11 protein-coding genes and 1 pseudogene are annotated in these 16,980 nt (G+C 40.9%); 10 read left to right on the top strand and 2 right to left on the bottom strand.

What is annotated here, in order from left to right; genetic code table 11:
- The first annotated feature begins 192 nt into the window (after nt 1–192).
- Complete coding sequence (locus AB4128_RS15920; RefSeq protein ID WP_372038256.1) at nt 193–1,314, top strand: beta-ketoacyl-ACP synthase III; 1,122 nt, start codon at nt 193–195, stop codon at nt 1,312–1,314.
- A gap of 19 nt (nt 1,315–1,333) precedes the next feature.
- Nucleotides 1,334–2,566, top strand: a complete 1,233-nt coding sequence (locus AB4128_RS15925) for a response regulator (protein ID WP_055024704.1) — start codon at nt 1,334–1,336, stop codon at nt 2,564–2,566.
- A 77-nt stretch (nt 2,567–2,643) separates the two neighbouring features.
- Here the strand turns inward: AB4128_RS15925 and AB4128_RS15930 are convergent, their stop codons facing one another.
- On the bottom strand, nt 2,644–4,998 hold the full coding sequence (locus AB4128_RS15930; RefSeq protein ID WP_372038257.1) for a DUF5916 domain-containing protein: 2,355 nt from the start codon (nt 4,996–4,998) through the stop codon (nt 2,644–2,646).
- Between the two features lie 291 nt (nt 4,999–5,289).
- Entirely contained in the window at nt 5,290–6,054 is a 765-nt protein-coding gene (gene cysZ / locus AB4128_RS15935; protein WP_372038258.1) for a sulfate transporter CysZ, read from the bottom strand.
- A 188-nt stretch (nt 6,055–6,242) separates the two neighbouring features.
- Between cysZ and smc the strand changes: the two genes are divergently transcribed.
- The 8 genes and pseudogenes from smc (at nt 6,243) to AB4128_RS15975 (ending at nt 16,844) form a co-directional block, all read left to right on the top strand.
- A complete protein-coding gene (gene smc, locus AB4128_RS15940; RefSeq protein ID WP_372038259.1) occupies nt 6,243–9,728 on the top strand; it encodes a chromosome segregation protein SMC in 3,486 nt (1,161 codons plus the stop codon).
- Between the two features lie 20 nt (nt 9,729–9,748).
- Complete coding sequence (gene zipA, locus AB4128_RS15945) at nt 9,749–10,834, top strand: cell division protein ZipA (protein WP_372038260.1); 1,086 nt, start codon at nt 9,749–9,751, stop codon at nt 10,832–10,834.
- A gap of 79 nt (nt 10,835–10,913) precedes the next feature.
- Entirely contained in the window at nt 10,914–12,920 is a 2,007-nt protein-coding gene (ligA, locus tag AB4128_RS15950) for an NAD-dependent DNA ligase LigA (RefSeq protein ID WP_372038261.1), read from the top strand.
- Between the two features lie 177 nt (nt 12,921–13,097).
- Nucleotides 13,098–13,559 (top strand): annotated as a pseudogene (locus AB4128_RS15955) (DUF2919 domain-containing protein); the annotation flags it as partial.
- Between the two features lie 294 nt (nt 13,560–13,853).
- Nucleotides 13,854–15,047 (top strand): HD-GYP domain-containing protein, encoded by a 1,194-nt coding sequence (locus AB4128_RS15960; protein WP_372038262.1) that lies wholly within the window; start codon nt 13,854–13,856, stop codon nt 15,045–15,047.
- Between the two features lie 205 nt (nt 15,048–15,252).
- Nucleotides 15,253–16,089: an SDR family oxidoreductase gene (locus tag AB4128_RS15965; protein WP_372038263.1), complete on the top strand. Its 837-nt coding sequence runs from the start codon at nt 15,253–15,255 to the stop codon at nt 16,087–16,089.
- A gap of 118 nt (nt 16,090–16,207) precedes the next feature.
- Nucleotides 16,208–16,441: an RNA-binding S4 domain-containing protein gene (locus tag AB4128_RS15970; protein ID WP_055024696.1), complete on the top strand. Its 234-nt coding sequence runs from the start codon at nt 16,208–16,210 to the stop codon at nt 16,439–16,441.
- A 10-nt stretch (nt 16,442–16,451) separates the two neighbouring features.
- Complete coding sequence (locus AB4128_RS15975) at nt 16,452–16,844, top strand: ribonuclease E inhibitor RraB (RefSeq protein WP_080916064.1); 393 nt, start codon at nt 16,452–16,454, stop codon at nt 16,842–16,844.
- Nucleotides 16,845–16,980: the final 136 nt, after the last annotated feature.

The following is a 16,980-nucleotide window of genomic DNA, read 5'->3' on the forward strand; positions in this document are numbered from 1 at the left end:
ATCGCTAAATCAGCATTTTGTGCTTAGCGATTACTAAAGATAGTAATAGACTGACATTACAAAAGCGCAATTCATCCTTTCTTATTGGGTGTAATGAACAAAGTCATTATTTGTTCAACACGTAAGCTTCAGCTCAAGATTCAACACCGAGATGAATTGTTGTTTTCACCAAATTGATACGGCAGATCTAATATGAACAAAGTGGTTATTTCAGGTAGCGGCCTTTACACACCGCCATTTAGCGTAAGTAACGAAGAGTTAGTGTTAAGTTTTAATACCTATGTAGACGAATTTAATGCGCAGCACAGTACCGAAATTGAATCTGGTGAGCTTGCCGCTTTATCGCATTCTTCAGCTGAGTTTATTGAAAAAGCATCAGGGATTAAAAGCCGGTATGTGATGGTCAAAGATGGGATTTTAGATCCTAAAGTGATGATGCCATTAATTGCCGATAAACCATCAGATGCGCTTTCAATGCAGGCTGAAATTGGCATTAAAGCCGCTCAACAAGCATTAGAGCAAGCTCAGCTTAATGCAGAAGATATTGACTTGGTGATTGTAGCATGTGCTTACACGCAACGTTCTTATCCTGCTATTGCGATTGAAATTCAACAAGCAATGGGCACTAAAGGTTTTGCCTATGACATGCTGGTGGCGTGTTCATCAGCGACCTTTGCGATTGTTAATGCTGTAAATGCAGTCCAATCAGGTACTGCATCAAGAGTATTAGTCATTAATCCTGAGATTTGCTCACCGCAAGTGAATTATCGGGATAGGGACAGCCACTTCATTTTTGGCGACGTGGCAACAGCTGTTGTGGTTGAACGTGCATCGCTTGCTCAATCTGAACATGCATTTAATGTACTTTCTAGCCAATGTTTTACCGATTTTTCTAATAATATCCGCAGTAATTTTGGCCATATTAACCGCTGCGATCCGAACAATGCTGAAAAACCTGATAAATTTTTCCATCAGCAAGGTCGAAAAGTATTCAAAGAATTATTGCCAATGATCTACCAACATTTAGATAAACAGCTGGCAGAAGAGCAGATCCAAGCCAATGAATTTAAGAGGTTATGGCTCCACCAAGCAAATATTAATATGAATATGTTTGTAGTTCGTAAACTTCTCGGTGATAATGTTACAAAATTGAAAGCCCCAGTGGTGTTGGATGAATATGCTAATACTGCTTCAGCCGGGTCGATTATTGCATTTCATAATTATAATCAAGATTTTACGACTGGTGATTTAGGGCTGCTTTGTTCATTTGGTGCTGGCTATTCTATTGGGAGCATCATTTTAGAAAAGACCTAATAATAAATAGGTGAATTAATTGCGTATATTGATTGTTGAAGATAACGAAGCTGTATCTAAAGTACTTCGGCATTTGTTAATGCAAGAGCTGCATTGTGAAGTTGATATTGCGGCAGATGTTTCATCAGCGAATGCCTTACTAGAACAACATTCCTATTTTGTTGTGGTTGCCGAATTGAACCTACCAGATGCACCAGATGGCGAAATTGCCCAGCTGGTGCTGATGTCTTACCAAACTCCTTGTATTGTTTTATCTTCAAATCTTGATGCTCGTCAGCGTAAAAAATTGCTTAAATTGGGTATTGCTGACTACGTGTTAAAAGAAAATCGATTCAGTTATGAGTATGTGGTTAAGCTTGTGGCGAGGTTGGATCAAAATCAACATGTCAAAGTGTTGGTGGCAGACGACTCAGTAGTGAGTCGTAAGTTCGTTAAGGTTTTACTTGAGCAGCAACTTTTTACTGTGCTCGAAGCCTGTGATGGCGCAGAGGCAATAACGGTATTAAATGAAACTCCTGATATTCAATTGCTGATCACTGATTACAACATGCCTAATGTTGATGGCTTCGAGTTAATTCTAAAAGTACGCGAAAAGTTTAGCCGTGAAGATTTAGCCATTATTGGTCTTTCAAATGACACGGATGAAAGTCTGTCTGCACGTTTCATCAAGAATGGCGCTAATGACTTTTTGCAAAAGCCGTTTGTCCACGAAGAGTTTCATTGCCGTGTGTTAAATACGCTTGACTCATTAGACATGATCCGCAGTTTATGGGAACAAGCTAACCGAGATTATTTAACTAAAGCCTATACTCGACGTTACTTTTTTACCCAACATGAAAAAGATGTCTCTGATGCTGGTCAATTTGCATTGGGCTTAATTGATATCGACTTTTTTAAAAAGGTCAATGACACTCACGGACATGATGTGGGCGATCAAGTGTTGTTTGAGTTTGCTAAACGACTTAAAAATGCTTTCGGACAACACTTTACTGTTGCAAGGTTTGGCGGTGAAGAGTTTGTCGTGGCTTTTAAAGGACTTGATGGTGACCGTGCATTCACAGTGATGGATAAATTTAGACAGCAAGTTAATTCTCAGCCTTTTATCACTGACGCGGGTGAGCTAACGATTAGCTTTAGTTGCGGTATTGCCAAAGCGGAGTCGACCGATACTAACTTAGATACTTTATTACATCGTGCTGATTTGTGTTTGTATGAAGCAAAAGAAGCTGGACGAAATAAAGTGGTGTTATAAGCTCGCTTTATTGTTTATATAGTTATAAAAAAGGACTGCTTCGGCAGTCCTTTTTGATTCATTAACCTAAGGTTTGACTAGAGCAACCAAGCGTAACTGACTTTCATAAAGTAGGTTTTATCTTTTTGAGTTAATGAGTCAATGTCATCGGTAGAAATTAATCCATCAGAGTAGCCTAAATAGAATACCGACTGAGGATTGAGTTTATAGCCGTATAAAATCTCGTTGCCTAAATTTTGATATTGTTCATTGGGTGATTGATATTGATATAAGTCTGGGTCGCGCTCAATATCAGTATAAACACTCGATAAACGTAAGAAACTGTTTAAGGTTATTTGCCAATTTAAGCGTAAATCAGTTAGATTAGCGGTAAATAATCGACCTTCATCCACATCAAGCGCTTGGTATTTATGGTCTATATCTAAAATAATTGAATCGGTAATTTTCCATTCAAACGCAGGGTTAAACATCGTCACTGTCGCAGGGCGATCATTGGCGTAATCAATATCGTCACCATAGTTGCTATCGAACTCGATTTTTAACGAGTCGAATGGCACAAAGTTAGTGTAAAACCACATTAGGTCGATGGTATACATGCTTGTATTGCCATCAATAGCAAGTGAAGAACTATCAAGACGACGACCAACACGATCTTTGTGGACAATACCTGTAGCAATATAACTTTGCCAGCCACCTTCAAAGCTCACTGATAGTTCGGCTTCTTGTTCAATTTTTTCATTATTTTGATTATGAGTAATATCCCAATCACCACCAAACTGGATCTTGCTAAAGAAGTTGTCCGTTGGGTACCAATAGTAATTACCACCAGCAACAAACTTACTGGCGTCAATGCGTTCAATAAAACCTAAGTCTGCTCGAAAGTCTTCGCCAGTGGATTCATAGCGTGAAAATGCCCGCCAATTTCGGCGTTCATGGTCATAACTGATGCGATACATGCTGTCAGAAAAGTTACCTTGCTTTTTGGTTCGCAGTACTCGTTCGTTATAATCACAATTGCCGATTTCACAGCCTTGTGGGGGAGTTGAGCAGTCATCGCCGTTACAAAACTGCTGAAAGAAATCTTCAGGATATTCGGTATCAGAAAAGACATATTGTGCAGTAAATGTATCTTGTTTTGTCGGTTGCCATTTGGTGTCAACACTGGCGACATAGTTATGGTAGTTATCTGATTGTTTTGCGGTAACTAAGCCACCAAAAGAAAGCTCACTGCTTGGGTCAAAGCGATATCGTGCTGCAAGGTTATAGCTTTCTTCATCTATGGTGGCGACGTCTGAGCTTAAGTTTCCTGGTACTAGAAACTGGGTTTGTTCATCGTTTGCCGCTAATACAGCAATGGTATGGTCGTCAGTTTTACTCGTTAATTTAAGTCCATAATCTGGCGAACTAATATTTCGAGTGTGTAATAGGCTTAATTGAGTATCGAAATAGTCTTTGTTATCTAAAAAAAATGCCCGTTTTTCAGGGTAAAACAATGCGAAATTATTATTCACATCGAGTTGACCTGAATCTGCCTCGACTTGAGAAAAATCAGGATTAATTGTGGCATTAAGCAAGGTTGTCGGGGTAATACCCCAACGTAAATCTAATCCAACCTCAATATCATCTTCATCTTGCCATGGCTGATTTGGATTCAATTCTCGTTGGCTATTTCTCGCTGCAACAATAGATGGGGTAATTTGAATATCTTGGCCTTGCTGCGCGCCAGCTAATCCTGTTGCAGTGCCTAATTGACATAGTTGACATGATACGTTTCTATCAATTTTGTTGGTTGATAAACGGTGAGTTTCATTGCGAGGGTAAAATCTGACTAGTTCTATCCCCCAAGTTTGAATGTCTTTCTTATCATCAAAGTTAAATAATCTAAGAGGCAGTTCGATTTCTACTTGGTAGCCTTGCTCGGTTAATTTACCCGCGCTATACCAAATCCCATCCCATGCATCACTTTCTTGGCCAGTGAGCTCATTTTCAATAGAGTCATTTTGAACGCCATAAGGGTTGACGAAAAATTGATAAGCCAGACGGGCATTATTGAATGTATCTAACTTAATGCCGACTTGATCATCACCCCACGAATTATCACGATCACGCAAATTAGCGCGAATTTGGGAAGGGTTATTGTCATGGGCTGTAAAGGCAACAAATAGGCTGGTTTCAGTTGCGAATATTTTGGCATCTGTTGTTACTAATGCGGCAATGTTCTCACCCGGAGAGGTTTCGTATTTTAGTTGAATATTGGCGGCTTGTTGCCACTGTGGCTCATTGAATTCACCATCTATCTCAGCGTGTTGAGTTAATGTCGGAATCGTGACATTGAATTGCTGAGGATCGCCAGCATTTACTGGGGTACTTAAACTGAGGGATGTGGCAAAGAAGCCTGATAAAAGAGTATGAAAATAAACAGTTTTATTCACAATATACGTAAGAATTATGATGAGTTTGAGCAATTGTCGCAAAATCCATCGATAAGATCGTTAACTATTTGTGTTTAAATGGTTTCAAATTGTAACCAATTTGTTTTGCTTGAGTGTGAGGTCGTTGTCGCGTTGCTAGATTAGGCAAGTTTTAGCGTTGTTTGTTTTGTATCGACTCGTTTGTTTAAGGGGGATTAATCAAGCTTAGACTTTAGACCTGTATATATTAGTTCTGTAAAAAAATGCCCTAAGCAAGCTTGGGCATTTTTATTAGGATAGGGGGCGTATAGGTTATTCGGGAGCGATTTCTGGATGTTTATACGCTTCACGGTATTTATCGACCCACATGGCTGTTGCACCACAAACCGCCACAGGCATCACGATAAAGTTAACGATAGGTATCATTGAAAATAAAGTCACCGCTGCGCCAAAACTGTAGCTGGTGCCTTTAGTTTGAGCTAAAGCAAATTTCATATCATTAAAAGGGACTTTGTGATTATCAAAAGGAAAATCACAATATTGAATCGCCATCATCCAAGCACTAAACAAGAACCAAAGGATAGGCGCTGCAGTTTGACCAACAACAGGTACAATAAATAGCACTAAAAAAAGTAATGCTCTTGGTAGATAGTATTTAAGCTTAATCCACTCTCGTCCTAGGATCCGCGGTAAGTCTTTTATAAGATCAACTGTAGTCCCAGAATTGAGTGGTTTACCCGTTAGATGCATTTCAACTTTTTCGGCAAGCAGTCCATTGAAAGGGGCTGCAATCCAGTTCATCACAGAGCTAAATACAAATGACATCACCACTAATAAGCTGACGATTGCGAGCGGCCACAAGAAAAAGTTAAGCCAAGTCAGGTATTCAGGTATTTGGCTGTTCATCCAACCAAAGAGTTCATCGAGTTTGCCGACAGCAAAATAAATTGCTGTTGAAAATAAGACTAAGTTGACCATTAAGGGAATAAACACAAAAGTACGTAGCCCTGGCTGTTTTATCAGCTTAAAGCCATCAATAAAATAATTTACACCACTTTTAACGGGTTTGATTGCCATTCATTACATCCTTGAAAAAACTACTTATTACTGATTGTGGTGACGCATTGCTCGGAAAACAAGCCTTAAAGTGTGTTTAAGTCATAAAAATCGTTACAAAATGCAGCGCGATTGGTAAAGTTAGCTGTATATCTGATTCATACTTTTATATCACTTACTTATCCTAACGGAACGACGACTTAAGCAACATGCGATTAAAACAAATAAAACTTGCTGGCTTTAAGTCGTTCGTTGACGCAACCAAAATTCCCTTTAATCAACCATTGACTGCCATTATTGGTCCAAACGGCTGTGGTAAATCCAATGTGATTGATGCTGTACGCTGGGTGTTGGGTGAAAGTAGCGCCAAGCATTTACGTGGCGACTCGATGATGGACGTTATATTTAACGGTTCAAGCGCCCGTAAACCTGTATCAGTGGCCAGTATTGAGCTGAGTTTTGAAAATATAGATGGCCGACTTGCAGGTCAATATGCCAGTTATCAAGAGATCACTGTTAAACGTCAGGTGAGCCGTGATGGCGACTCTAATTATTTCCTTAATGGTCAAAAGTGTCGCCGTAAAGATATTACTGACTTATTTATGGGGACAGGTCTTGGTCCCCGCAGTTACGCTATTATTGAGCAAGGCACCATTTCACGGCTTATTGAATCAAAACCCCAAGAGCTTAGAGTATTTATTGAAGAAGCGGCGGGAATATCTCGTTACAAAGAGCGTCGCCGTGAAACTGAAAATCGGATCCGCCATACCCGTGAAAATCTTGAACGGCTGAGCGATATTCGCTTAGAGCTTGGCACTCAGTTAGAAAAACTTGACCAACAGGCTCAAGCGGCCAAGCAATATCGTGAACTTAAGCAGCAGGAGCGTGACTTTCATGCTCAATTGCTGGTGATGCGATATCAAGAACTGCAAAGCCAAAGTGATAATATTGCGACTGAAATTAATCAGCTTGAGTTATCTATTGCGGCAGAAAAAGCCCAAGGTGAAACCACCGAACTTACACTAACTCAGCTAAAGGCCCAACTCACTGACTTATCAGATAGTGAACAAAAGCTCGTTGAGCAGTATTATCAAGCGGGGACAGAAATTGCCAAGCTTGAGCAGCAATTGAAGCATCAACAGCAACAAGACACCCAGCTTGAGCAGCAATTAGCTGATGTGACGAAACAACATCAAGAAGCCAGCAATGAGTTGCAAACATTATCAGTACAAGAACAGCAACTGACGTCAGAAATTGAGTCTTTAACGCCACAGCTTAGTAGTGCAAATGAAGAATTAGCTATCATTGATGAACAACTGCAAGAAGTTGATGAAAAAGCTGCAGGGCTGCAACAGCACCTGAGTATTCTGTCTGATACGGTGTCAAATGCCAAAATGGAAGCGGCGTTAACTCAAAACAAATTGCAGCATCAGCAGCAAAGTTTATCTGTGTTGCAGCAACAGCTAATTACGTTAAAAGCTGAGCAACAACACAACACTGATGAAAATAATCATGCAGAGCTAGCGGCGTTAGATGAACAGATTACATCACTAACCCAAGAGTTAGCACTAGAAGATGACATCAAACATCAGTTAACTGAACAGATAGAAGATAAGCAACAATCACTGCAGCAAGTATCTGAACAGTATCAGCAAAATAAGCAACATTTAACCTCACTAACTGCCCGCCATGAGTTGATTGATCAATGGTTGAGTAACAATCAGCCTGAGCATCAACAAGCCTTATGGCAGGTGATTAATGTCAGTCCAGGTTGGGAGCAAGCAGTAGACTTGCTTTTACAGGGCATTTTACAGACAGAAGTCAACGCTTTTGATAATTGGGATGAACGAGGGTTTGTCAGCTGTGATAAAGGTTGGAGTCAGGCTCAAATTCAAGCGCCGGTGAATCTTGCACCTTGGCTTGAACAGGTGGTTTGGGTTGATTCCATTACCGAGGCAAAATTAATACTCGAACACCCAAATGCTAATACTGAGTTTGGTGACAACTCTTTATCTCGTGGCAATTCTGTATCTCGTGAGAATAGAATGTCCCGTAACACCATTATTGCTACCAAAGACGGCTATCTCGTCGGTCAAGGTTTTGTCATTAGTAAATCAGAAGGTCAGCAATCTGAGCTTGCACTTAAAAATGAAGCTGTGCAACTCGACGCAGAAATAACTAAACTGCAGCAAACGCTGCTCGCTGAACAAATTGCAGTGAGCGAGCTTACTCAGCAAGTGGCGGATGTTCACGGACAAATGGCAGCGTCTCAAGCTAAGTGCCATCAGTTGCAGCTTAATTGCAGTAAATTTGAGGCACAGAGTCTCAGCTTACAAAAACAGCAAAAAGAAACACAGCGACGCAAAAGCAATTTAGATCAGCAAGTCGTCAATTGTCAGCAACAAATAGAGCAAGGGCAGTTAACTGTCGCACAGCTATCCAGTGAAGTTGAACAGTTAACCGGTCAGCACCAACAGCAGTTGACGCATCAGCAACAAGCAAATCAAGACTGGCAGACAGCGAATCATCAATTGCGTGAATGCAAATCGAAACGTAGCCAGCAGGAACGTGAAGTTAATCAGTTACAACAAAAGTCACAGACGTTACAAACTCAATCAGCGGTGACTTCTGCGCAATTAAGCAAGCAACAGCAAGTTTGCCAAGGACTTGCTGAAAAAACGGAACAGTTGCGATTGCTGCAAAAACAAACAAATGAAACCTTGGGCGATCAGCAGTTAGCCCAGTTACAAAATCAACTATCGCAGCAATTAGATAGCCAACAAACAAAGCAACAATTGTTAAATTCCAACAGGACGCAACAAGCTGAGTTGCAAACACGTGTCGATAGTGCGGTATTGATTCAAAAACAACAGCTTGGTGCACTTCAAAACTTGACTCAATCGCTCAGCGGGTTAAAGTTACGGCGTGAAGGTTTAAAAGGTCAAGCTAACGGTCAATACCAATTACTCGAAGAGCAACAAATTACTATTCAGGCGGTACTCAAAGAGATACCTGAAGGGGCTAAAGTTGGCGCTTGGCAAAAGAGTTTAGATAAAGTCAGGGCGCGAATAAGTCACTTAGGGGCAATTAACTTAGCCGCTATTGAAGAGTTTGAGCAGCAAAGCGAGCGAAAAGCCTACTTAGATAATCAAGATAATGATTTAAACAAAGGCTTAGCCAGTCTTGAAGAAGCAATAAGAAAAATTGATAAAGAAACACGTAGTCGTTTTAAAGTGACATTTGATGCGGTAAATGCGGACTTATCGAGGTTGTTTCCTAAAGTTTTTGGTGGTGGTAAAGCGTATTTAGCATTGACCGACGACGACTTACTTGAAACTGGAGTGACCATTATGGCGCAACCTCCAGGTAAGAAGAATAGTACGATTCACCTTCTTAGTGGTGGAGAAAAAGCGTTAACCGCTTTATCATTAGTATTTGCCATATTTAGACTTAATCCTGCACCATTTTGTATGCTCGATGAAGTCGATGCACCACTTGATGACGCCAATGTTGAGCGATTTTGTCGTTTACTCAAAGAGATGTCACAGAGTGTGCAGTTTGTTTATATCAGTCATAATAAAATAACCATGGAAATGGCTGATCAATTAATAGGTGTCACTATGCATGAACCGGGAGTTTCACGTATAGTCGCAGTAGATATCGATGAAGCGGTGGCACTAGCCGACGCGGATTAAACAGGATTACAGGGTTACCAATGGAAGATTTTCAACTGGTTTTGTTTGTACTGGGTGCAATAGCGATAATTGCAGTACTGGTTCATGGTTTTTGGTCTATTCGTAAACAACAACCAAAAAGCCTAAAAGACAACCCAATGACGGGTTTTTATAAAGACCAAGCTCAGCAGCGAGATTCTCAAGGGTTTGATGCTGACGGTATTGGCGAAGTTCGTCGAGTTAAAGTGGACAGTGATACAAGTGAAGGCGCTAAAGTAGAACCAAGCCCAATCCCTACACCTTCAGGCCATCAACCCGACAATAATGATGTTGAAATCAATGAAGTGGGATCTAAAAAAGGCATTGGTTTACAAAATCAATCTGCGGTTAATACTCAAGCGCCAAGTTATCATCCTGAGCGTAAAGAGCCTGTACTGAAAGTAAGCGAGCCAGTTCAAGAAACTATTGCAGAAATTCAACCTGCAGTTGAAGAGCATGTGCCAACTCAGCAAGCGTTGTTTGCAGAAGACTCTTATTCTCAACCACAATCGAGCCAAGTGGAAACCATGACGACCGCTGACGTTGAGCCTGCAGAGAGTAAGCAAGAAGCGAGTGTCGCTCAAGCGGCAGTAAATGAGACAGTTAAACCAACATTGCAAGAGACGACTTCGCAAGATGCTGTGATAGACACAGCAGAACCAGAAGAGCCGTTAGGTGAGCCTCAAGATGTATTAGTGCTTCATGTGGTTGCTCGTGAAGGTGAACAAATGCATGGTGCTGAGCTATTACCAAGCTTGCTGTCATTAAACTTCAAATTTGGCGACATGGATATTTTCCACCGTCACTTAGATAATGCTGGCAACGGCAAAGTACTATTCTCGATGGCAAACATGCTTAAACCGGGCGTATTTGACCCAGATAACATGGAGCAATTTGTCACCCAAGGTGTGGTGTTGTTTATGACTCTGCCTTGTCACGGTGATCCATTAATGAACTTCTCAATCATGCTTAATTCTGCTCAGCAGTTGGCTGATGATTTAGGTGCAGAAGTCTTAGATGGCCAACGTCAACCTTGGACGGATAGCACCAAACAAGAGTATTTAGGCCGTATCAGAGTTGTAGCGTAAGCGGTGACAATTTAATATTAAATGATAATAGAATGAGGCCGCACTTGCGGCCTTATTTGTCTTTAGATGAGTGATTTTTATGCAAGACATTAAAACAGAAATTCAGCAAATTAGCAGTGAACTGCATAGCCATAATATTCGTTATTACGTTGACGATGCTCCTAGTATTCCAGATGCTGAGTATGACCGTTTAATGCAACGTCTTATCGCACTTGAAACAGCTCACCCTGAACTAATGAGTGCGGACTCTCCGACGCAACGTGTAGGCGGCGCTCCTCTGGCCAAATTTGATCAAATTACCCATTTAAAGCCAATGTTGAGCCTTGATAATGCTTTTGAACAAGCTGATTTTGAGGCATTTAATAAACGTATTAGCGATAAAGTCGATACGGTTCATTATTGTTGTGAGCCTAAATTAGATGGTCTAGCTGTCAGTATTCTATACCGTAACGGTATATTAGAACGGGCTGCAACACGTGGTGACGGAGCGGTGGGCGAAGATATTACCGATAATGTTAAAACCATTAAGTCAGTGCCACTCAAATTACGTGGAGAACACTTTCCAGAGCTATTAGAGGTGCGTGGTGAAGTCATCATGCCAAAAGCGGCTTTTGATGCGTTAAATGAACGTCAATTGAGTAAAAGCGAAAAGGTCTTTGTTAATCCACGTAATGCGGCCGCAGGTAGTTTAAGACAGCTAGATAGTAAAATTACTGCAACACGTGCACTAGGCTTCTATGCCTATGCATTAGGGGTAGTCGAAGGTGAAGTGACTCCTCTAGCTGATACCCATTTTGGGCAACTAAACCAGCTTAAAGAATGGGGGCTACCGTTAAGCCAAGAAGTGAAAGTCTGCGAGTCTTTACCAGAAGTGTTCGCTTATTATGCCGATATTATGGCTCGCAGAAGTGAGTTATCTTATGAAATTGATGGCGTCGTCATAAAAGTTAACGATATTGCTAAACAACAAGTGCTTGGTTTTGTTGCGCGTGCACCGCGCTGGGCTATCGCGTATAAGTTTCCAGCTCAAGAAGAAATGACCTTACTAGAAGATGTGGATTTTCAAGTCGGTCGTACAGGTGCGGTAACGCCAGTTGCACGTTTAAAACCTGTCTTCGTTGGCGGCGTTACTGTATCAAATGCCACGTTACACAATGCCGATGAAATCGCGCGTTTAGGCGTCAAAGTAGGTGATACAGTAATTATTCGCCGCGCGGGTGATGTTATTCCACAAATCGTGGCCATTGTGCCAGAAAAACGCCCTGATAATGCAACTGAGATTACTTTCCCGTCAGAGTGTCCCGTATGTCAAAGTTTAGTGGAACGTCTAGAGGGCGAAGCGGTTGCTCGATGCAGCGGTGGTTTGTTTTGTGAGGCTCAACGTAAAGAAGCGATTAAGCATTTTGCTTCACGAAAAGCGTTAAATATTGATGGTATGGGCGATAAAGTCGTTGAGCAGCTGATTGACAAGGAGCTTGTACAAAGCCCTGCTGAACTGTTTACTTTAACTGCATCAATGGTGACCATGCTTGAACGTATGGCAATGAAGTCAGCGACAAAGTTAATTGCTGCGATAGATGATGCCAAGAGCACGACGTTAGCTCGTTTCATTTATGCCTTGGGGATCCGTGAAGTGGGCGAGGCAACAGCCGCTAACTTAGCAAGTCACTATAAAACGCTGGATGCAATTAAAGCGGCAGATATTGATGCCTTAATTGAAGTGGATGATGTCGGGACAATTGTGGCAAAGCATATTGCGCACTTTTTTGCTCAACCTCATAACCTTGAAGTCATTGATAAGTTGATTGAAGCAGGCGTGAATTGGCCTGCGATTGAAGCGGTTGATGAGGCTGAATTAAGTCTTAAAGGCCAAACGTGGGTGTTAACAGGCACCTTAACTCAGCTAAATCGAAATGATGCTAAAGCTCAATTACAAGCCTTGGGAGCGAAAGTAGCGGGGAGTGTATCAAAAAATACTGACTGCTTAGTGGCGGGTGAGGCCGCTGGTTCTAAACTGGCTAAAGCGCAGGATTTAGGCGTTAAAGTGATTAATGAAGACGAGCTATTAGCTTTATTAAAGGCATAACCCATACACACAAATCAGTTTGCAGATAAGAATGTATCACTTGGGTGCTTGTTTTATGAGATTTAACCCTTATCTCTTTAACAAGCACTGCTTTACACTGATGTTGTCGGTTTAAACAGTAAAGCAGGTTAACCAAGTTGATATAGGTTCAACTATAAGCATGTTGATAGGTAAGTTGTGAATTTCAGTAATATCACTTGGCTCGATGAAAAAGGGCACATAAAACCCCCCATTTTTTTATATCTAATACTGGTCTTTCTGGCTCGTGGTTGGTGTGTTTTTATCGCATCACTCACTCAGTTTAATGATCGTGCTGGTTTAGTACGATTATTTTATCCCGAGAAATCTGACTTCCTAATGGCATTAATGGCTGGCGTCGGCGCTGTTATTATATACGGGTTGATTATAGCGGAAAGAAAACGGGCGCCTCAGCTCGCAAGGCCTTTTTTTAATAAGATTAAATATGGACTTTGGTTATTATTGATTGTCGATGCCATCATATTGAATCAGCGACTTGTTCATGATGACTTTTTGTTTCGTGTGAGCTTTGCGCTTGATGCGTTATTTATTTTCTGGTCTGCAATTTATTTATTAAAATCAAAACGGTTACATTACTATTTTAAAGATTGGCAAAATGAAACTGACTATCTTAATGCTGAGCAACATCATCAAAAAGACAGTAATACCGAATTGATTGAAAAGACGCTCGATGCGCATCAAGCAAAACAATATAATCGACCGAAAAATCCGTCCGCAATTGAGCAAACTCACGAAAAAAACTAGCGGTTTTATCAACTTATTAGATAAGCTGCAATATTTTTGACGTTATTTATAGTATATTTGATGCAATACGTTACATTTATCATAATGTGAATTAACGATTATTGAATTTCGCATTAATATGAACTGTATGGATTTCAAAGGTAGCTAATAGTGTCAAAAACGAAACCTATCAATATTCCCTTGTCGCAAATTGTTGTCGGGCTAACGGTAAAGCTGCCTTTGTCGTGGTTTAACAATCCATTTTTTCGCAACAAAGTTCCTGTTACCTCGCAAGCTGAAATCGAATTAATTAACAGTTTGGATATTAGTTACGTTACCGTTATTAGCGGGATGCATTTATTAGCTGATGATGAGCCTGAAGAAGTGGTTGAGGCTATCGAGCCTGTCGTTGAGTTTGATATTCAGGGCGCCATTAGAAAATCAATACGTTCAAGCCAACAGCGCTTTAATAAAGCCGCCAGCGATTTGAGACCCGCTTTCAGTAAAGTCGTCAGTGACGCCGAAGTGTCTTATCGTGAATCTGCGTCTGTGGTTGAACAGTTAATGACGCACCTTACAGAAACTCAGCATCCTGAGTTTGTGCTTGTAACCAGTGTGGATAAAGAGCCTAGTATGACCCAGCACAGCGTATCTGTTGCTGTATTGTCTATGATGATGGCAAAAAGTCTTGGGCTAACACCTACTGAGCTTAGAGATATTGCATTGGGTTGTGTGTTTCATGATATAGGCAAATTAAAAATCCCTGATGCAATTCGACGTAAGCGCACGGATCTAACTTCTGTAGAAATAAATTACCAAAAAACGCACCCTAATTTGGGTTATGAGATGCTCAATCGCAGTGGGTTATTTCCTGCGCCTATGCTGAATATTGTTTTGCATCATCACGAATTCATTGATGGTAGCGGTTACCCTGACAAATTGTCTGGGAAAAATATTCCAGCATTAACTCAAATTGTTGCGCTTGCTAATGATTATGCAGGGTTATTACTGAAAACGGGTTCGCCTCAAGTGGCATTAGGAACCTTGTTCAAAACCCGAGTCGGTAAGCATGCAAAGGAATACATTGAAATATTGGTCAAAGTGTTAGGCATTTATCCACCAGGCTCTGTCGTAAAGTTATCTGATGGCCATTTTGCAAAAGTTATCATGACATCTCGCCAATCAAAATTACCCCAAGTTTATAGCTGTAATGAACGAGGAGGCCAATCTGCCATCCGCTGTTTAACAGATGAAGGTGTGAGCATCGTTGAAACTGTTAAGATAGATACATTACCTGAAAAAGTCATCGATACGCTTCAAGCTAAAAGTCCTGTGTGTTTTTATGTGAGCCATATTGAAGATTAAACAAGTCACAAGTTTATTCAGTAACTGCAGTATTCTTATCACTTAACTCATCGCCAAAACCGAAACTGAGTAAGCCCTAATAGGATTGTTTTAACATTGCATAAATTGTTGAAAGCCCTGTTCAATATTACTAAACACGCTTTATACTCGCTCATTCTATAAGTTAATCTCCCACCTAAGAATCATTGAATACGGAAGTGAAAGTATGAACGATATTGCGATTGTTGGTTGCGGCTGGTTCGGATTACCTCTGGCAAAACTACTTGTCGAGCAAGGCTTTAATGTTTCAGGAACAAAGCGGACTGCTGAAGGATGTGCGTCGCTGTTATCGCATAAAATTAATCCTTTTGAACTCGATTTAAGTACCATCAATGATAATGAACTCGAGTCAAAGGCAATGACGTATGCGGGGCTTTTCGATGCAGACATGTTAATCGTGAATATTCCGCCGGGACTCAGACGTGGAGAAAGTCAGTACCTGACCCATGTTCAGCGATTAATTTCATTGATTGGTGAGCGTCAGTACCAGCGTGTAATCTTTATTAGTACCACTGGGGTTTATCCTACCATTGATAAAGATATGACAGAAAATGATGCACAGGTTTATGATGATAAAAGTGCCATATTACTTAAGGCTGAATCGCAATTTGCCGCTATGAACAACAGCTGTATTCTTCGTTTCTCTGGTTTAATTGGTCCCCAAAGGCATCCTGGTAAGTTCTTTGCTGGTAGAGAGAATATTGCAGGTGGTAATGTTGCGGTAAACCTAGTTCACCTTGATGATTGTATTCAAGCGGTGACGTCAATTGTGAAGGCAACAAGCGCTCACCAAGCTGTAAATGAGACCTATAACCTTGCCGCGCCTAAGCATCCGACTCGCAGCGAATTTTATCGGTATGCAGCTAAGCATTTGGGATTAGCCGAGCCAAGCTTTAATGACGATAAACAACCCAGCAAAGTGATTGTTGGTGATTTAATTTGCCAGCAACTAGCATTCAACTACATTCATAGCGACCCGATGTTGATGCTAGATGCATGCTAAGGCTTTAATGATGACAAGCAACGCAGTAAGCTTGCATGATTCAATGCGTTTTAAGATTGGTATTAATCCCTGATCAGGTATAATACGCAGTATATTTATGATTAAAGGCCAATATTGAATGAGCAGCGACGTTGCAGAGTTTCCACTATTGAGTGGCGATGAGTTTGTAGAGTTATATAAAGTATTAAAAGTACAAGGTTTAGTAGATGGCGGCGGCGCAGCTAAGCACGTTATCTCTGAGGGTCTTGTAAAAGTAAACAACGACGTTGATACCCGCAAACGCAAGAAGTGTGTGGTTGGAGACGTAATCGAGTTTAATGGTGAACGTATTAAAATCGTTGCCAGCGTATAAGGATACAATCATGCAATTCCCTGATGATGATAATGGTAAAATGCTTGCGGCGATGGCCGAATCAGGTATTGATTTAAGCGTTGCACTAGATGTTGATTTCTTTTTGATTTTTGATGATCAACGTGATGCTGAATCAGCGCTTGAAGCGTTAGCGCAAACGGATCTAAAAGGTGAGCTTGAGCTTAACTTTAGTGAAGAGATTGAAAAGTGGGAGCTGATTGTTTGTCTGAATATGGTTCCGGCATATGAAACTTTAGTCGCAAAAGAAATTGAGCTAAATGATTTTGCTCAAGAGTTTGATGGCATGACAGATGGTTGGGGCGTGATGCAACACCAAGAGGGTGATGACGAATTTGCTGACGATGACCATGAATGTGATGATAACTGCTCGCATTCTCACTAGTCAGACATCACGTTAACGCTGTTAGCTCGATGAGCTCGCATTCATTGCTAATTATGGCTTGCTAAACCTAGATGAACTATGTCTTATCTCAGTGAGCAGTAAGCAAAAATAATATGATGTAATGACTGTTAATATT

This window comes from Shewanella sp. 10N.286.52.A9, assembly GCF_041468985.1.
In the GTDB taxonomy this organism is placed as follows: Bacteria; Pseudomonadota; Gammaproteobacteria; order Enterobacterales; family Shewanellaceae; genus Shewanella; species Shewanella japonica.